Genomic DNA, 16,821 nt, shown 5'->3' with positions numbered 1-16,821 from the left:
AGATTGCTGTTTTAAGCTATAATATCTTTATTAAATACTTTTAGTGTAAAACTATATGTTTAGAGCAAACTCTTTTCAAGAATTCCAAAATAAATTCTGTTTAATGAGTTGGAACACTTTTAAGATAGACTATAAAAATCCCCAAGCGTTCAGGTCTTATATAAAAAGTATACATTACGAACATAATGTAGATATCTTCTGCCTACAAGAAGCTGTCTACCATAGTGATACCGTATTCCCAATAGAGAATTTTAATATAAATTTTGCCTCTAACATCGTCTTAAGAAATCATAATTACGGTGTGGCAACTGTAAGCCATTATCCTGTGGATAAAAATATTAAAATTCTTACAACACATCGAGAGTCTGTTATAAAAACTCACAAAGCTTCTTTAATAAGTCATGTTAAAATCAATGATAAAAAAATAGTAGTAGTAAATATTCATGCTATAAATTTTAAAAGTAATAAGGTTTATGAGTATGAGTTTCAAAAAATAAAACAAATCATCGACCCTCTAAAGTATAAAAATCCTATCATAATAGCTGGCGATTTTAATACTTGGAACAGAAAAAGAGTAAAGCTAATAAAAGATTTTTGTCGAGAGTTTAAGTTTAAAACAGCTTTTTTAGATGAGCCTGAACTTGTAAAATCTTTTCAAAAAAATCACCTTGATTTTATTCTCTACAGGGGTCTAAAATTAGATAAAGCTTGTGTTTTAGATTGTAAAAAAATATCTGACCACAATCCAATAATTGCTGGGTTTATTATTGAATAATTTAACCACCAAAAGACTTAGTTTTAGTATTTATAATGTCATAACATTTATCTGCCAACTCTGACATACTGTATGCTTTAGGATCTATCGCAGGTTCAAAAGACATTCTAGCGATACCTGGTTTTATAAAATCGCCTTTTTTACGTCCAAAATATAAGCCAAAATTATGTGCTACTGGTATTATTGGCGTTTCAGTTACTATTGCCAGTTTCATGGCTGAACGCTGAAATTTAGGATATTCACCTACAGGAACCCTAGTACCTTCCGGGAAAATTATTATACTTAAACCTTTATTTTTTATCCTGTTTTTTCCTTCTTCAATAACTTTTTTCATAGAAGAGAGACCTTTATCTCTATCTACACCTATAGCCTCAGCAAATTCATTTGTTTTACCAAATATTGGTTTTTCTAATAACTCTTGCTTCATAACAAAACAACACTTTCTAACTAAACCATAAAAGACAAAAGTTTCAAGCATTGATTGGTGTTTTGAGATATAGATACAAGGAGTATTAGGAATATTTTCTTTACCTTCAATCTTTACATAGATTTGTAAAATAATAAGTACCCCTAATCTATACAAGCATGACCATAACCAACATACAAAAAGCCTAACCTTTAAAGAGGCCCCTAGCACGCCAACTGTATTCATCAAAATACAGCAGAACATAAGCACTATATATGCATATATCTTGAAAATATGCATCCGTACTACTAATAAAAAATGGAGCATTTTTTTCATTATTAGATCCCTTAGTTAACCATTAAACTCTTTTGTTTTTTCATTAATAACCTTATGGCAAAGGCTAGTTAGCTCTTTTGAATCATAATTGTTAGGGTCTATTCTTTTACCAAAATCCATTCTAGCTACTCCTGGTTTGATAACTTCGGACCAGTTTTTTGGAAAAAACCTACCAAAATTATGTGCTACAGGTATTATAAAAACATTTGCATCAGAAGCTAACTTCATAGCTGAACGCTGAAATTCTGGGTATTCTCCTACCTTAACTCTTGTACCTTCTGGAAAAATTACAACGTTTATTCCATTTGCTAAACTCTCTTTACCTTCTGTAACAACCTTTTTTAAAGATTCTCTAGGCTTATCTCTATCTATGGCTATGCTACCTAAATTTCGCATAGCAGAGCCAAATATAGGAGTATCAAAAAGCTCTTTTTTCATTATAAAATGGCATTTCCCAATAAGTCCATAAAACATAAAAGTTTCAAGCATCGATTGGTGTTTTGAGATATATATACAAGGATAATCTTTATCTATATTAGCCTTACCTGTAACACGGATAAAAACTTGTAAAAACACTAACATTCCTATCCAATAAAGGTATGTCCAAACGTAGCATACAGCCATTCTCCAAGATAATGGCAACTTAAAAAAAGCAAAAGTATTTATAAGAATACTGCAGCCACCAATCACAGCAAAAGAATAAAGCTGAAAAGCTGTCATCCTTGCCCACATTAAAATATTCCAAATCTTTTTTAGAAAAGATTTCATTTATTTGTCTCCATAAATATAAATGTTAAAAAATCTACAAAAAATTATAGTTATCCTATGGGCTTAGTTGTTGAGCGTAGTCAAAGTATGACCATAGGATTCACAATTTAGTTAATCTCATTTAAAATGGATGCTACACTCAAAGCTTATGCCGAACTTAGTTCAGCATAGCTTGACAATATTTTTTACAGACTAGCTATAATTTAAACGATAATTACTAAATATAATCATTTTTCTCAGGTATTTATTATACACTTTTTCAGGAGAGATTTTCTGATAAAGTTGTCTCTAATATCAAACCTAAAATAAAATATTAGGGTCTTTATTGATAAAATTTATTTTTCTAAATATTTTAGTTTATCTGTTACAGACGCCCAATTATCAGCATCTTCGCATGGTTGACATTTTTCTACTATATTTGGCCATAAACTTGCTAACTCTTTATTTAAATCTAACATTTGTTCTTCTTTTTCAGTAAGATCATCGCTAGATTTGATAGCACTAACAGGACATTCTGGTTCACATAAAGCACAATCAATACACTCATCTGGATTTATAACCAACATATTTGGTCCTTCATAGAAGCAATCTACAGGGCAAACCTCAACACAATCGCCATATTTACATTTTATACAGCTTTCTGTTACTACAAACGGCATTTTTAAATCCTTTATTTTTCTATGTTTTTAAAGAAACCCAAAAATTATACCATAGAAAGGAAAAAGGTAAATGTTGTTTACCACAATTAACAAATATAAGTGGCAACAACCTATAGAACTAAAAGTTATTTTAAATTAGTAATTTTGGTAGTTTATGGTAGCATAACTGTAATAAAAACAAGTTAAAACATACCAAACGTAGAATTATGAAAGCAGAGTTTAACCCAAAAAAACTTATATCTATAACTACTATTTCTGTAGCTGTACTTTTTTTAGCCATATACTTTATATCTATTGTTAATGGTCACAATAAGTTATGTAACCCTTTTATATCTGGATGTTCTGATATAACCCATGCAGGCTTTTATCCATTTGAATCATATATGCTAAAAGCTGTTTTAATACCTACAGCAACACTTATGGCTATTATTTTCTTTTTTATAAAAGAATGGCTAATCCAAATTAGTGATTATAACAGAGCTATTGTTAAGCAAGGTAGCTTTATGCTTTTTCTAGCAGCTATAGGCTGTGTGGGATTAATCATTGGTACCTCTGTTATTGATGGAGATAACACGCCTTTACAATTTCATATAAAGTGTGTTTCTATCTTTTTTGTATCTATGACTATCTGCCAAGTATGGTATAGCATAATTGAATATAAGTATTCTCATAAAGTTAACAAAAAACCTATATTTATTAGGTACTTTTGTTTAGCTATAACAGCAATCACCTCCATTGCTTCTATTTTTATGGCGCCAACATACGAAAATCAAAGTATTATTGAATGGTGGGGGGTGTATGCTTTGGTTTTGTGGTTTTGGACCTTTTCTATAAATAAAAAAGTAGTCTCTACTTAAATTAAAAGAGATTAGCCTCAGAGGCTAACTTTTTTCTAAAATGTATAATGTGAAATTCTGCTTTTGTTTAGAGTATCTACCAACTCTATCTATAGTTATACACTCTTGTTTACCTACCGTATAGCCGAGAGATTTAAGATAAGCATCATTATCTTTGGTATTACAGTCAGAAAGGACACCAAGTGAAACAGTATTCGTTGGAATTCTGGTATCTTCAAAGCTTCTATGTGCAGTCGCGATGTCTGAAATAAAAGGTGTAATGTATATAGAAAAATATCCTATAACATTTGTCAATGGCTGGTTTTCATTTTGTTGCCAAAATTCTTCTGCCTTTAGTGCTACATGGTTTGACAATGTTCTAGGATCTTTCATCGGTGTGAAATAGCCAAACAAGTTATATACTATAAAAATCAAAATTTGGAAACAAAGTACTACATATACAATCTTTCTTAATGATAATTCTCTTATTTTAATATTCAACAAATAAAACATAGCTGGCAAAGTCAGCGACATAATTGGAATTAACCAGCCATATTCGATATGAACTTTATAAGTTTGTAAAGCAAAGAAAAATAATAAAGGATATATGCCATAGCAAACTAAAGGTTGTCTTAACCTTTTAAAAAAAGTTATTTCGATGTTTTTTTCTATTTTGAACATACCTATTTTTAATAAAATCAAAATACATAATATTGGAACAGCGATAATACCAATTGTAGATAAGTTATTTAACTGTGCTAATAAAAAGTTGATTATAATATTATGATCTGTTGCACGTAGTCCAGAGTATCTATTTAATGCGTAATTTATCAAAGCAAAGTTTGTATAAAATAACCACCAAATAAGTGGAATTAAGCTAACTATAAAAATCCAAAAAGAAATAAAAACTTTACTCAAATACTCTCTTTTGTAATTAAAAACTAGATAAAGTGCTAAACATAAAATAATTAACCCCATTTCTAGCTTAGCATATAACCCTAGTGCACATACCAAGCCAAGTGTAATCCAATAAATAACTTTATTGCTTCTCATGGCTAAAGTGAAATAATAGCAAGACATTACCCAAAATGGCAAAACTATAGAATTTTGACTATAGTCAACAAAATTTAAAGCTGTGTAAATACCTCCGCAGCTACTGAGTATAATGATAACAATAGACTCATTTTTTGACATAAAAAGCTTAGTTACTTTATAAGTGTAAAGTAGAGTCACTAACAAACAAATACTGCTAGCTAATAAATTTGCTACCATAGTAGAGGGTGAAAAAGGCAATACTAACTTTATAAAAAATGCCCCTAAGAATGGATGTTTATCAAAGGCTATTTGCAGATGTTTTGACCAAGCTATATTTTCTGCGACATCTATAGGTAGTGCGTTTGCATCGTATATCAAAAGGCTTAGTCCAACCCAGATAATCAGATAAAGGGAAAAATAGGTAGTGATTATAATTTTATTTTGTGACAATAATTTTCTCATAGAAGCTCGTAAAGTTTATATTTTTTAGGCAAAAAATAGAGTAAATTATGGGGTATATTAAAGTAAATACTCAACAATCTCAACTGCTAAAGTTAAGTGTGAGTAGCAATATTTGTAACGTACAATATCAGTTTTAGGTTTTTAAATAGATAAGTTTTGTTAAGTATTAGTTAAATATTTTAAATACATGACGTACAAGATTATTTATAATAATAAGAATTAGTAAAAAAGTTTACTCAATATGATTAGCATTATTCAAAGAGTTAGCTCTGCTAGTATTCTAGTAAATAATGAAATTATAGCTAAAATAAATCAAGGCATTTTAGCTCTGGTATGTGTTGAAAAAGAAGATGATAGTAAAGTTTTTAATAAAATAACTGATAAAATCCTAAAATACCGTATATTTGAAGATGCTGCTGACAAGATGAACTTATCACTACAAGATATTTGTGGAGGAATTATCCTAGTTCCACAGTTTACCTTAGCAGCTAATACCACTAAAGGTAATCGTCCTAGCTTTAGTGATGGTTGTCCTGCTGCTATTGCTAAGGATAAATTTGAAAATTTATTACAAATATTTAGAGATAAATATCCAAACACACAATCAGGTATATTCGGAGCTGATATGAAAGTTTCATTAATAAATGATGGTCCCGTAACTTTTAGTTTTAAGGTGTAAAAATGCAGAAAAAAATTTGTATAGTTGGTGGTAATGGTGAAATGGGGCAGATGTCCCAATATATTTTTTCAAAGTTTTTACCAGAATATAAGCTTACTATTTTTGAAGAAAATGATTGGAATAATCCCAAAGGTAAGCTTGCTAACCAAGATATAGTTATACTATCTGTGCCTATATATTTAACCGAAAAAATCATTAAAAAAGTTATTCCATACCTCTCTTTAGGGACTATACTGGCAGACTATACAAGTATAAAACAAGAGCCTTTAGATGCTATGTTAGAGTATTATGATGGACCTGTGGTTGGACTACATCCAATTTTTGGACCAACTATAAAACACCCGGAAAAACAAGTGATTGTAGTTTGTGATGGTAGGTATCAAGAGCAGTATAAATACTTTATTAATGATTTAGCTAAAATTGGGTTTTCTATCGAAAAAATGACAGCTAAAGATCATGATAAGGCTATGACTTTTATTCAAGGGATCGAACATTTTAGCGTATATTGTTTAGGCATGTTTCTAAAACATAAAAATATCGATATCTCAAAAATGTTAAAACTAGCCAGTCCTGTATATAAAATGGAGCTAAACATAGTCGGTAGACTATTTAGCCAAGGACCAGGATTGTATGCCGATATTATTATGTCTGACGAAAATAGACAAGAAGCTATCGCTGAATTTGCTGAATTTGTTGCTGAAAATTCAAAAGTTATTACCAAAGGTGATAAACAAGCTTTTATAGAAAATTTTAAAGCTGTAAAACTATGGATGGGTGATTTTGCTGAGCAAGCCTATAAAGATAGTGATAGGTTATTGCTTAAAAAAAAATTAAGTCTTTTATATTGAAAAGTATAAATATCGCAGGTCGATAATATTTCAGCAGCCACTTTTTTGTAATAACTCGCAGCGCTTATGATACCAATCTTTCATATGGTTAATAAAATACTTTTTAAGTGAAGTGATTTGTAATAAAAACCTATTTAGACTACTTTGCAACGTCTCCTCTTTTTCAACAACTGTTGTAGTTTGGCATGCAATTGAATCTTCTCTTTCAAACTCATTAGTTTCAAGCTCATCAATTCTATTAATAAGTAGTCCTCTTAGCACGTCTATAAAAATTAAGTTATATTTTTGATCACTGTCTTTTAATGCTTGATCTCTAGCTTTAAATATTTCACTAAGAGTAGCGCTATTATACTTTTTTATTTTTTCTATTTTATTAACTATTTTATTAAATGATGATCTAATACCTGATACATCTTCAGAATTTACTAGGCTATAAATCAGTGGATTTTTTTTATCATATATTTCGGGTTTCATTTTTGTTTTTGATAAAGCAAACTTATCACTGCTTAGAACACTTTCTAACGTGATATTTTCTAAATAACCTGTAACATTAAAATTAAAACCCGTATCTTTATATTTTTCAACCAGTAAGTTGAAAAATTCTTCATGATAGTTTCTAATACCAGCGTTGCATGATATAAGTTGGATATCGGCATTTAATTTGTTTAGATCTAAAGAGGATAAAAGAATATTATCTAAGATAGAAATAACATTACTATAGCTTACAAAACCGTGATTTAACTTTCCGTCTCCTGTTCCAAACCTCATATTATCAGCACCATGACCAGAAATAAAAACTCTTATCTTTGTTATTTTTTTATTTGGATTAATGTATTTATTTAAAATGTGTTGTTTCAACAAGCCCACATATTTAGGAAAGAGTTTATTATCAAAATTACAAGTAAGGTTAAGCACCGGTGCAAGTTTTTCATATTTTCGAAAACTAAAACTGGAGTGTGGAAGGATTTCGTAAGGTTCAGCCCCTTTATATCTTTCGTATTGAACTTGTCCTATCCAAGCATTTGAGTTATTATTAAAACGATCTAAATCGTACTTATTAAGTCGATCTCCAACAAATTTAAAAATAGAATGGTAATGAGGATTTAAACTATTTGTTTCATCAACAAACTTACTAAAGTTTATTGCTAATTCTAAATCATATGCCATTGTATGTTTCCCTCCAATATCTTAACTTGGTTTAACATCTTTAATTAGTAATTCTTCATATCAAAGCCTCCTTATAGTTACACTAGCTCGATTCTCCTACTTAGCCGTAATAATCATCTGTCCAGGAGTATTAATGCTTATCTGACCTCCCCAAACACACATACATATTGCGTTCTTTAGCAAAGCTGGTTGACCGTTAACCTTTGTTTTAGTTGCTGGTGGTGTCCATGGAGATGGTATTATAGGAACACATGGACATGGAGTAGGTACTATTGGTTTTCCCATTCCAGCTGGGTTTGAGGGACTATTACACATTCCAAATGGTTTAATATTTACCATAGGAATATGATCATTTATAGTAGCTGCAAGCTGGCTTTGCCCTTTTACTAATGAACCTTTGGGCAATATTGTCAAAGGAGTTGGTGTAGTACCAAAAGAACATTTTAAAAGTGCATTATTTACTACAAAATTACTCATTATTATCTCCTTTTGATGATCTGCTACTATCTAATAAGCAATATGCCAAAATAAGCAAAAATAGGAAAACAAATATTTGCCAAAAATATACCTCTAAAGAGTCGTGTTTTATAAGTTTTTCTAAATTTACTATCTGGACTATTAAATGTTGGAAAATTAATATCGCCTACATCCTGATCAGGCAATATCACACTAAGTTTATTTTTATATTTATCTATTTCAGTTTGTAAGCCGATATAGCAGCCTTTAAATCCTAACGCTAATATTAAGTATAAAACCTGAGCTACTACTTTAGGAAATACAGGATTATCAAGAATGCTTTCTACTATTTCAAAAAAATAGTCGCCACCATCATTTCGCTGGTAAACCTCTTCTTGGAGTAAATGCCAATTGGTAATACCACTATCTGTTTTAAAATTTATTTTATTAACCATTTCGTCACAATAACTATATATTGCAAAAGCTATGTAAAAGCTAGCTCTCTCGCCATGCTCTTGGTAGACCGTGTTATGTATATTATTTGTTTTAGTAATTATTTCGTCACGAAAAGCTATAGTATCCTGCATTTGTGTGTCTGAGTTATAATTTTCTATAAAAAAGTTTATAGTAATAAAAATCTCTATAATGTCTTGATGCATAAACACTCCTTATATCACTTTAATTTGGAAATTAACTTGAGCACCTATTCTTTTAGAAAGATGTGTAGCAAGAAACATATGTACTAAATCCGCGCAAAAAATAAACTCAGGTTTACATAAGTCGGTTCTTATGAATATTACATACGCAAACTCACCATTTGACTCAATACTTATAAGATTCTCTTTAATAAACTCTATAGCATATATGTCCTGGTTTGTTATAAGAGAAACTAGTGTATTAAAGGTATCAATGTCAAGACCTGTAGCATTAATGATATTTAATACTTTTAAGATGTTTTCTGCTCTTTCTAAAAGTTGATTTCTTCTAAAACCGTAACTATGAATTATGTTGAATTTCAGACTACCAATACTTCTACTCAAAGGTAAAAATGTATAATTTTTTTTTTCAACATCAGCAGAGGTTGTCTGTGTCCATTGGGCATTTATAACTATTTCATTAGAATCAGAAAGCTCTTCCAGTGAAGGGTTTAAGAAGGATATTCTCATATGTCCAGAAGGTTCAAATATCAAGTCATAACTCTTTGCGTCGCTAAGTTTCAGATGACTATGGTAAGCAGTCTGTTTATTGTATTCAACGTTATATAATTTTGTTGGAACATATTCATTAGGTCCGTCTAAATGTCTTATCCCATAGCTTTCTTGGGTATAATCACAATTAATTTTCATCGCATAATCTTCAAATAGGTTAAAAACGGGTAGTAGGTTAGTTTTTATACTGTTGGAAACTAAAGGTTTGGATATATTATTAGCTTCTGGAATTTCTATTTCTAAAAAGATTTTATAAAAAAGATAATCTTCTGGTAAATTTTCAAACTCTATATAAAAGTTACTAAATACTGCTTGAGTGAGCGCTTTCAAAATGATTTCTTGAGTTATTCCAATGTTAAGTTTTAAGTCAAAATTTAAGAAAACAGGGGTAGATATAGGTTTATTCAGCTGATGTGAGAATAGTGTCATCTTTGCTGCTTTATATTCTCTTAAAGTATTTATAAGATGATAAATTTGATAGTTTTTCATAACTAAAGGATTAGTGCTTAGCAAAAAGCGATTTCTATCAATCCTAAAAGGTTTAATTGCATCAAGTTCGATGTTAATAACACATTTATCTATATAGCAATTTGTTACTTGAAAAGGTGATAATATGAAAGGTATAGCAGCCTGAAACCTAAATTTTTTATCATCTAACTTCAATACAAATTCTTCACCTAGCTCTAAATCTATAAACTTATCATTTTGATTTGTAGCTACTTCTACTATCGCATGATTTGGTACATGTTGGAAAAAGTAAGGATAGTAGCTATAAAATAAATTAAATCTTTTTTGTAATAAAAAATCTCTAATACTTTGCGTAGAACGTTGCACTGTATATTCTACAGCATCTATAATAGCCTTTAGATCTGGTGATTCTAAGATATCATCTTTATTATATTTATCTGATTCTAGATGATGGTATAACTGTTCTTTTGACTGAAGATCTTTAAATTTAGTGTCCATACTCATCCCTTTCATAAATTTTTATTTTGTAATTCATTAATTTAGTATTTTGTGATAAAGCAAAAGGTATAAAAGTTATTTTTATAGGGTGAACGATAAGCCAAACAGTTACCATTATATACTCTCTATTTATGTCAAAAATTTTACTTAATACTAGCCTTTCTATGTGCTGCGAAATTTCTTTACACTCATCTTCGTTAAATAAATATTCTGACTGGAGGGTTATAACAAGATGTAACCTAGATGACAGTAATTTACTTCCAAGATGCATATTAGTAAAATTTGTTTTCTTATTTAAGTAGCTAGCTTTGTTAATTAAATCTAGTTTCCATTCTGACTTAGCATTTAATTGATACTGTGCTAAAGTTCTTTCAAATAAACTATTATATGATGATAATGAATAAAAAAAATTGTCGTTTCTTGTAAAAAGAACATCTCCATTTAGGTATAAATGCTTTAAATTATCAGACTGTTCTATCAGAAGCATATTTATTTGATGTTTTAGAAGCTTACTTGCTAAAGCATTTAAGATAGTAAAGGACATAGAATCATTAAATATGGAAAAAAAATCTAATAAATGATCAGGTAAGGTTGAATTTGCTGATAAGATTCCCATATTTACAATAAGTTTAATACCATCTTGATCAAAAACTATATCTTCTATGAGCCTTCCAGATTGACTGAGACTTAAACGGCTTTCAAAGATAATGTTTTCTGTTTTAAAGCCAACACGATGCAATATGTTTAGCAGTACCATAAGGTCAAGCTGCTTAAGTTTATTTGGTGATATTTTCTTTAAATCTGCCTTATCCATATATCATCACCTAACTGCTATACATAGTAATAAACGAACTTTAGATCACTTACATCTTTATTGTTTAGCAAAGATATTACCTGCTCACTAAGGATATAGTCCCACTCTCTTGATGGTAGGATTTCATATATATCACAATACTTATCAACACTCGACATAGGTAAAGGATTAAAGTTTAACTTAGAAAGCTTTAAACCAACCATGGCATATTTATTTACATGTTCAATTCTATTTGGAGAAGTTAGTTTAATTGCAGAAAGCGAGTAGCTATACTCTTGTGTTGGTTTACGCACAACTAAATAATGCTTTTTACGATTTAAAGCCTCAAACTCTATAACACCAGTAGATAGTAAATTTTCTATTGGCTTGAAAATCTTATACTCTATAGCTTTTGTATGTAATATTTTCTCAAGTGTTGCTGTAATTAGACGCTGAAAACTTTCTAGAGGTTTCTCGTGTTTATAAACTAAAGTATAATCTATTTGGGCAATTTCCTGGTATTGCAGCAAACACGAATATATATTTTGAGCAGCATGAAATATAAATACAGGAGAATATTTACTATATGCTAATTGCCAAATATAATACTGAAGCTGACTGCAACTATGTGTAACGTTATTTAATAGCATAAGTTTAACAGCAGACATCGCTGAGTTAGCTATTTTTTCATTTAAAAGATATGAGAGTGTTATTTGTAATAAGTTACTTAATTTTTCAACCACTAAGTTAAAGTTATAAACTTTTGTAGTTAAAATAGGTGGTAGAAACTCTCCAATTATCCACTTACCATCCGCTAATTTATTTAATGTTAGCACTTTGAAACTAGATAATTCATCTATTTTTTCTGGATTCACACTTACAGAAATATTTGGAAGTTTTGTTTGAATTTTTGTGTTACCATCCTTAATGTACTCTACCAAAGGTTTTTTATCAACCTGCACAACAATTTCGGCTATAGTTGAATCTATAGTATTTAAATTTAACTCTAAGGCTTTAGGGAAGTTTGAGTGCTGATAATGAATGCATTCAGAAGTAAGCGTTATATATAGTAAAGACACTATTCTAAAAATATTTTTGTCAAATAAAGATTCATCTATTTTAAGTTCTGCTAAACCATAAAAATCTGTAGCAGAATTAACCTGACATAGGTGTATATTACGCTCATTTGAAAAGCGCTGTGATAGTGTAAAATGCTCGGGTAAAACAGCTTGTCCTAAGTGCCAATTTATTTGTTGCATATTCTTACTTCCACTTTGCTAATTAAATAAAGATGTCATAAGGCTATTTAAGTCACTTTTGCTCATCATCATAAATCCAGAATATTAAAGTCTGGACTAAAATCTTCATCGTTATTTCGTTGTGAGACTTCATAATTATTAATTTTTTCATCATGCTTGTTTTCAATATGCTTTTTATAACTAGAAGCTTGCAAAATATCATCTATATTAAAATCTCCAGCATTGATTTTTTTATTTCCAGGGTTTATCTCAATGTCAGCTTGTGTTTTCTGTAACATAAACTCCCATAAAGCAGAGCCTTTACTATTCTCTATGATCTGTTGAATTTGAGAGTAAGTTTCAGGTGTAACAGAATTTAAGAAGCCCTGGAATTCGTTAGGAAAATATTTAATTGGATTAAAATCCTGTATCTCGGTTTGAATCGAATCAAAAAGTAATGCTAGCTCAAACTTATTCACCACATCATCTAATGAGTTAGCTAAGCTGACAAATCTAGCTACCCTTAATAAAAGATTAGTCCAATAAAAACTATATCGATTTTCTTTCTCTAACTTAACTAAAGAGATATCATCTTTCTCATTATCAGTATTTTCCCGGTTAAGTTGAATGTTTTCTTTCAAGACATATTTAGAAACAGTAATTAAGAGTTTGTTTTTTGCGCTATTAAAATCAGTTAAATCAACCTCTTGAATATTACAAGCCAAAAACTCTTTAACTTGCTCTAAGAACTCTTTAACTTGTTGTAATTGTTTATCTAAAAAATCAGGATAATAATAATTAATAGCATTATTACTTTCGTTAATTAAAGCTATAACGCTACGTAATACAATAGTACTTTTTTTATTTATAGGGGAGATCAGCTGATAATTATCTAATATTTCTGTCAAAATACTTAGTGTTGATACAAAATTACCAGCTGAGTTATTTAGGTTAAAATAAGCTTGTAAATAAAGGCAAAACAATTGTATATCTAATACTCTATTTTCTTGAGTGTACTTAATAATCTTGGTTATTACTTCTTGGAAACTTCGGTTTTCCAAAAGCTTAGTACATTCATTTAAAACCTCAAGATTAGACCGTTTGCAGACTTTCCAATCTTGGTTAGTGTCAAATAGTTTTTTTAGCTCTTTAGTTGCTTTATTCATACTATCGATTTCAACATCTACTTTATTATTTACCACTATCGACACCAACAACTATTTTCTGAGTACTGTCACTAGTCCATGTGGAAATTGGTGTGCCTTTTTCCCATTTACCAGAGATAATAATAGTTCCTGTCAATTCAGTTTCATTATTTGTAGCTGAACGGCTATATAAATCTCCGCACTCATGGGCTAGAAGATGTTGGAATTGACGAGTTTTTTCTTCACACATAGTGAACTTAGCTCCTTGTGGGTCAAAATATTTAACAATGGTACCTTTATTAGCTTGGTCTACAGTTTGTTTATCATTAGCAGATGCTATTTCTACACTCAACTGTGCCTTTGCTCCAGAAGATAAGAGTTTTGTAATAGCCTTGTTAAGCTCAGAAATGATTGTTTTTGTAGTTCGTAAGTGTAGGACCACAGTTTGGTTAACTGCATCAAAATCACCATGTTCTAACTTAAAATTCACAGCAGCACTGCCTGGAGACGTTGTACCTACATCATAGTAAGGTATTTTTGATTTTAGATCTGCTGGTCCAGCTTCTGCGCTAAACTTAAGCTCTAAAAAAACAGCGTCATGGGTCGGTGACGGGCTAGTTAAATTTGCACTAGGGTGTGAATTTGGTGTTAAAACCATTTTTTGACCGTCGATAGCTATAAAATCTGACATCTCTACTCTCCTTATTTGTTTAAATGCCAACTATTTATGAGTTAAGTCTTGCATCAACACTTAACTCAACATCCATACCTTCAAATTGAACATGTGGAAGTATTGCAATATTTGCCTTATACCAACCGATTTTTCCTTCTATTGGCTCAACAGATATTTCCGCAGCTTTAAAAGGAAAATAGCTTTTTGTCAGGTCAGTAGGATTTGGTACTGTTGTAACGTAGCTATTAATCCAACTAGAAAGTGTATTTGTAATAGCCTCTTTTGTAGCTGATGATCCAATACGATCACGCATTATCATTTTTATATAATGAGCTAAGCGAGTAATAGAATATGTGTAAGAAATATTTGCTATTAATTGCGAGTTTTCAGAATCTTTTGGATCTTTATATTCTTGAACCATCTTTAATGAATTAACACTAAAGAAACAGCCCTCAGAAGTTCCTTTTTTATATACAAAAGGCATAAAACCTGCATTAGCAAATTCTAACTCACGATAATCTGGTATAACAAATTCAGTAGGAACCTTTAGCTCCTCATAACCTCTTATATTAAAGGTATGAGCAGGAAGTCCTTCTACAGTACCACCAGATCGAGGTCCTCTAATACTTTGACACCAACCTGTAATTTTAAATGCCCTCATTAAATTTTTAGCAAATAGTACAGATGAGTTACCCCAGGTGTATTCTTGATTTGAAAGCGGATTTATTATTTTTTCTTTAAAATTTTTAATATACTTACCAATAGTTGGATTATTATCTGGGTGATATGGAGCTCTTAGTAGGAACTGTGGTACCGTTAAACCAATATATGCAGCTTGCTCTGTTTTACGGAAATTGTTCCATTTCCCATATTTAGGATGTTCCATAAGTGCACCTAAATTTTTGATATCTGCTAAATCTTCAGCTGTTTCACAGCCGAAAAATTTAGGACTAACTGCTGCTATAAATGGAGCATGTGATGCTGTAGCTATTTTACCCATTAGAGATAACCAGTTTATGTCATCATGTGTGTTTTGGAATTCATACAAGCCAATCATTGTACCGTAAGGTTCTCCACCGTATTGGTCATATTCGCTCACATATAATTTTTTAAACATATCACTGGATGAAATATCAACAGCATTAGTTTCAAAGTCATCTAATAACTCTTCTTTTGAAACATCTAAAATTGAAAGTTTAACAGGAGCGTCATTTGGTTTATCTAAGTAAATTTCATTAATAGATAACCATTGTTTCTCAAGAGCTTTAAATTTTTCATTATGGATAATATCATTTACCTGCTCTTCAATTATGCTATCAATACGATTAATAACATTACGAGTTAAATGCTTATTATAAAGATTCATATCTTCATTTTTTGCGTTTGCAAAAATAGCAGATAAACCTGCAGCAAGTCTTAGAACATCATCTGTTGTTATATCCGTTTGATTATTTGAGTCAGTAACATATTCATAGTTAACTTTTTGTAGAATATTTTCCGTTGTTTCTAAACTTAAACTAGAAAATAACCTTGATAGGTTAATTTCATCCTTTATTTCTATTGCTGTAATTTCAGACATCACTTTTCCTCCTCTTTAGCTACATTAACCTCTTTATCAGTAGTTTCTTCTGAAACCATTTTGAAAGATTCTAAAGCTGGAAGCTCTTGTTTTATTTTTTCCAGGGTTGATTCATCTCTTAAGATTTCCTTTACTAAATTGCGAAAACCTTTATTGTTATCAACTGTTGATTCGAATTCTTGAACCATCTCTCTTAGCTTGATCAAAGACTTAAGTTGAGGAACACTTTCAGCTATCACTCCTGGCTGAAAAGATTTCATTGAATCAATCTTTAACTTGACATCTAAATTTGGAGACTTAGTTGGAGTTATACGGTTTGCGACAGAAATATTTAGCTCCATGTTCATATCTTTCATCATAGAGTCTATTGTTCCATCCATATGACGTATTTTCCTTTCATCAAAATCTTGTTTTCTATCGTTTGATAAACCTTGAGAAAGGTCGCCCACAACGAGAAGTCTAAAGGGTAGTTCTTTATCTTTTAATTCGCCATCAACTTCTGTTTTATAACGAAGCATTAATCGTGATTTAGGTATTTCATCATTTACAGCCATTTACATTTCTCCTATTTCTTTGTTTTTCACTCTATCTTATAAAAATAGGGTTTTTGCCTTGATTTATAAGATTCATTCTAACAAGTAAAAAAAATTAAAAGCCTTTTTTTACAGCACTTTATCTTTAATTTTTATATAATATTAAATAAATAAACATTGGTAATATTTTAAAATATTGGCTATAAAGATCATAAAACTTAGATATTTTTTAATCTTCATGAGTTTTTTGGTGTAGAAG

At 30.3% G+C, this 16,821-nt stretch carries 18 protein-coding genes; 4 read left to right on the top strand and 14 right to left on the bottom strand.

What is annotated here, in order from left to right; translation table 11 throughout:
• The first annotated feature begins 55 nt into the window (after positions 1-55).
• Positions 56-775, top strand: coding sequence for an endonuclease/exonuclease/phosphatase family protein (locus tag SD28_RS01270; protein WP_039123316.1), 720 nt, complete (start codon positions 56-58; stop codon positions 773-775).
• 1 nt (position 776) lies between these two features.
• Here SD28_RS01270 and SD28_RS01265 read toward each other — a convergent pair whose 3' ends face one another.
• The 3 genes from SD28_RS01265 to fdxA form a co-directional block, all read right to left on the bottom strand.
• The gene (locus tag SD28_RS01265) at positions 777-1,517 is read right to left on the bottom strand and encodes a lysophospholipid acyltransferase family protein (RefSeq protein WP_039123314.1); all 741 of its coding nucleotides are present in this window, start codon (positions 1,515-1,517) and stop codon (positions 777-779) included.
• 15 nt (positions 1,518-1,532) lie between these two features.
• Positions 1,533-2,285 (bottom strand): lysophospholipid acyltransferase family protein, encoded by a 753-nt coding sequence (locus tag SD28_RS01260; protein WP_039123312.1) that lies wholly within the window; start codon positions 2,283-2,285, stop codon positions 1,533-1,535.
• Positions 2,286-2,620: 335 nt separating this feature from the next.
• Positions 2,621-2,944, bottom strand: coding sequence for a ferredoxin FdxA (fdxA, locus tag SD28_RS01255; protein WP_039123310.1), 324 nt, complete (start codon positions 2,942-2,944; stop codon positions 2,621-2,623).
• A gap of 206 nt (positions 2,945-3,150) precedes the next feature.
• Here fdxA and SD28_RS01250 point away from each other — a divergent pair, with 206 nt between their 5' ends.
• Positions 3,151-3,801 carry a Frag1/DRAM/Sfk1 family protein gene (locus tag SD28_RS01250; RefSeq protein WP_039123308.1) on the top strand — a complete coding sequence of 217 codons (651 nt, stop codon included), beginning with the start codon at positions 3,151-3,153 and terminating at the stop codon, positions 3,799-3,801.
• A 24-nt stretch (positions 3,802-3,825) separates the two neighbouring features.
• Here SD28_RS01250 and SD28_RS01245 read toward each other — a convergent pair whose 3' ends face one another.
• Positions 3,826-5,277 (bottom strand): glycosyltransferase family 39 protein, encoded by a 1,452-nt coding sequence (locus tag SD28_RS01245; RefSeq protein ID WP_052251849.1) that lies wholly within the window; start codon positions 5,275-5,277, stop codon positions 3,826-3,828.
• A 241-nt stretch (positions 5,278-5,518) separates the two neighbouring features.
• Here SD28_RS01245 and dtd point away from each other — a divergent pair, with 241 nt between their 5' ends.
• Together dtd and tyrA are read left to right on the top strand one after the other, a co-directional pair.
• Positions 5,519-5,956 carry a D-aminoacyl-tRNA deacylase gene (gene dtd / locus SD28_RS01240; protein ID WP_039123306.1) on the top strand — a complete coding sequence of 146 codons (438 nt, stop codon included), beginning with the start codon at positions 5,519-5,521 and terminating at the stop codon, positions 5,954-5,956.
• A 2-nt stretch (positions 5,957-5,958) separates the two neighbouring features.
• Positions 5,959-6,804: a bifunctional chorismate mutase/prephenate dehydrogenase gene (gene tyrA, locus SD28_RS01235; protein ID WP_039123304.1), complete on the top strand. Its 846-nt coding sequence runs from the start codon at positions 5,959-5,961 to the stop codon at positions 6,802-6,804.
• A 30-nt stretch (positions 6,805-6,834) separates the two neighbouring features.
• On the opposite strand, the gene SD28_RS01230 is transcribed toward tyrA, so the two are convergent.
• The 10 genes from SD28_RS01230 to tssB all read right to left on the bottom strand — a co-directional run bounded on the left by SD28_RS01230 (position 6,835) and on the right by tssB (position 16,583).
• On the bottom strand, positions 6,835-7,971 hold the full coding sequence (locus SD28_RS01230; RefSeq protein WP_039123302.1) for a hypothetical protein: 1,137 nt from the start codon (positions 7,969-7,971) through the stop codon (positions 6,835-6,837).
• A gap of 96 nt (positions 7,972-8,067) precedes the next feature.
• Entirely contained in the window at positions 8,068-8,448 is a 381-nt protein-coding gene (locus SD28_RS01225) for a DUF4280 domain-containing protein (RefSeq protein WP_039123299.1), read from the bottom strand.
• Positions 8,449-8,474: 26 nt separating this feature from the next.
• On the bottom strand, positions 8,475-9,086 hold the full coding sequence (locus SD28_RS01220; protein ID WP_039123297.1) for a DotU family type IV/VI secretion system protein: 612 nt from the start codon (positions 9,084-9,086) through the stop codon (positions 8,475-8,477).
• A gap of 9 nt (positions 9,087-9,095) precedes the next feature.
• On the bottom strand, positions 9,096-10,601 hold the full coding sequence (gene iglH, locus SD28_RS01215) for a type VI secretion system baseplate subunit TssF/IglH (protein WP_039123295.1): 1,506 nt from the start codon (positions 10,599-10,601) through the stop codon (positions 9,096-9,098).
• A complete protein-coding gene (locus SD28_RS01210; protein WP_039123292.1) occupies positions 10,591-11,415 on the bottom strand; it encodes a hypothetical protein in 825 nt (274 codons plus the stop codon). Before SD28_RS01210 ends, iglH begins: the two co-directional genes overlap by 11 nt.
• 17 nt (positions 11,416-11,432) lie before the next feature.
• The gene (tssK, locus tag SD28_RS01205; protein ID WP_039123290.1) at positions 11,433-12,653 is read right to left on the bottom strand and encodes a type VI secretion system baseplate subunit TssK; all 1,221 of its coding nucleotides are present in this window, start codon (positions 12,651-12,653) and stop codon (positions 11,433-11,435) included.
• Between the two features lie 68 nt (positions 12,654-12,721).
• A complete protein-coding gene (locus SD28_RS01200; RefSeq protein ID WP_244877006.1) occupies positions 12,722-13,834 on the bottom strand; it encodes a type VI secretion system protein IglI family protein in 1,113 nt (370 codons plus the stop codon).
• Entirely contained in the window at positions 13,824-14,468 is a 645-nt protein-coding gene (locus SD28_RS01195) for a hypothetical protein (protein ID WP_039123288.1), read from the bottom strand. Before SD28_RS01195 ends, SD28_RS01200 begins: the two co-directional genes overlap by 11 nt.
• A 34-nt stretch (positions 14,469-14,502) precedes the next feature.
• Positions 14,503-16,029, bottom strand: a complete 1,527-nt coding sequence (gene tssC / locus SD28_RS01190; RefSeq protein WP_039123286.1) for a type VI secretion system contractile sheath large subunit — start codon at positions 16,027-16,029, stop codon at positions 14,503-14,505.
• The gene (gene tssB, locus SD28_RS01185) at positions 16,029-16,583 is read right to left on the bottom strand and encodes a type VI secretion system contractile sheath small subunit (protein ID WP_039123283.1); all 555 of its coding nucleotides are present in this window, start codon (positions 16,581-16,583) and stop codon (positions 16,029-16,031) included. The genes tssC and tssB overlap by 1 nt, the downstream gene beginning before the upstream one ends.
• Between the last annotated feature and the right edge of the window lie 238 nt (positions 16,584-16,821).

The sequence above is a fragment of the Allofrancisella guangzhouensis genome (genome assembly GCF_000815225.1).
GTDB lineage: Bacteria > Pseudomonadota > Gammaproteobacteria > Francisellales > Francisellaceae > Francisella > Francisella guangzhouensis.
The sequence above is the reverse complement of the archived record's forward strand: the minus strand, read 5'-3'. Positions and strand labels throughout refer to the sequence as shown.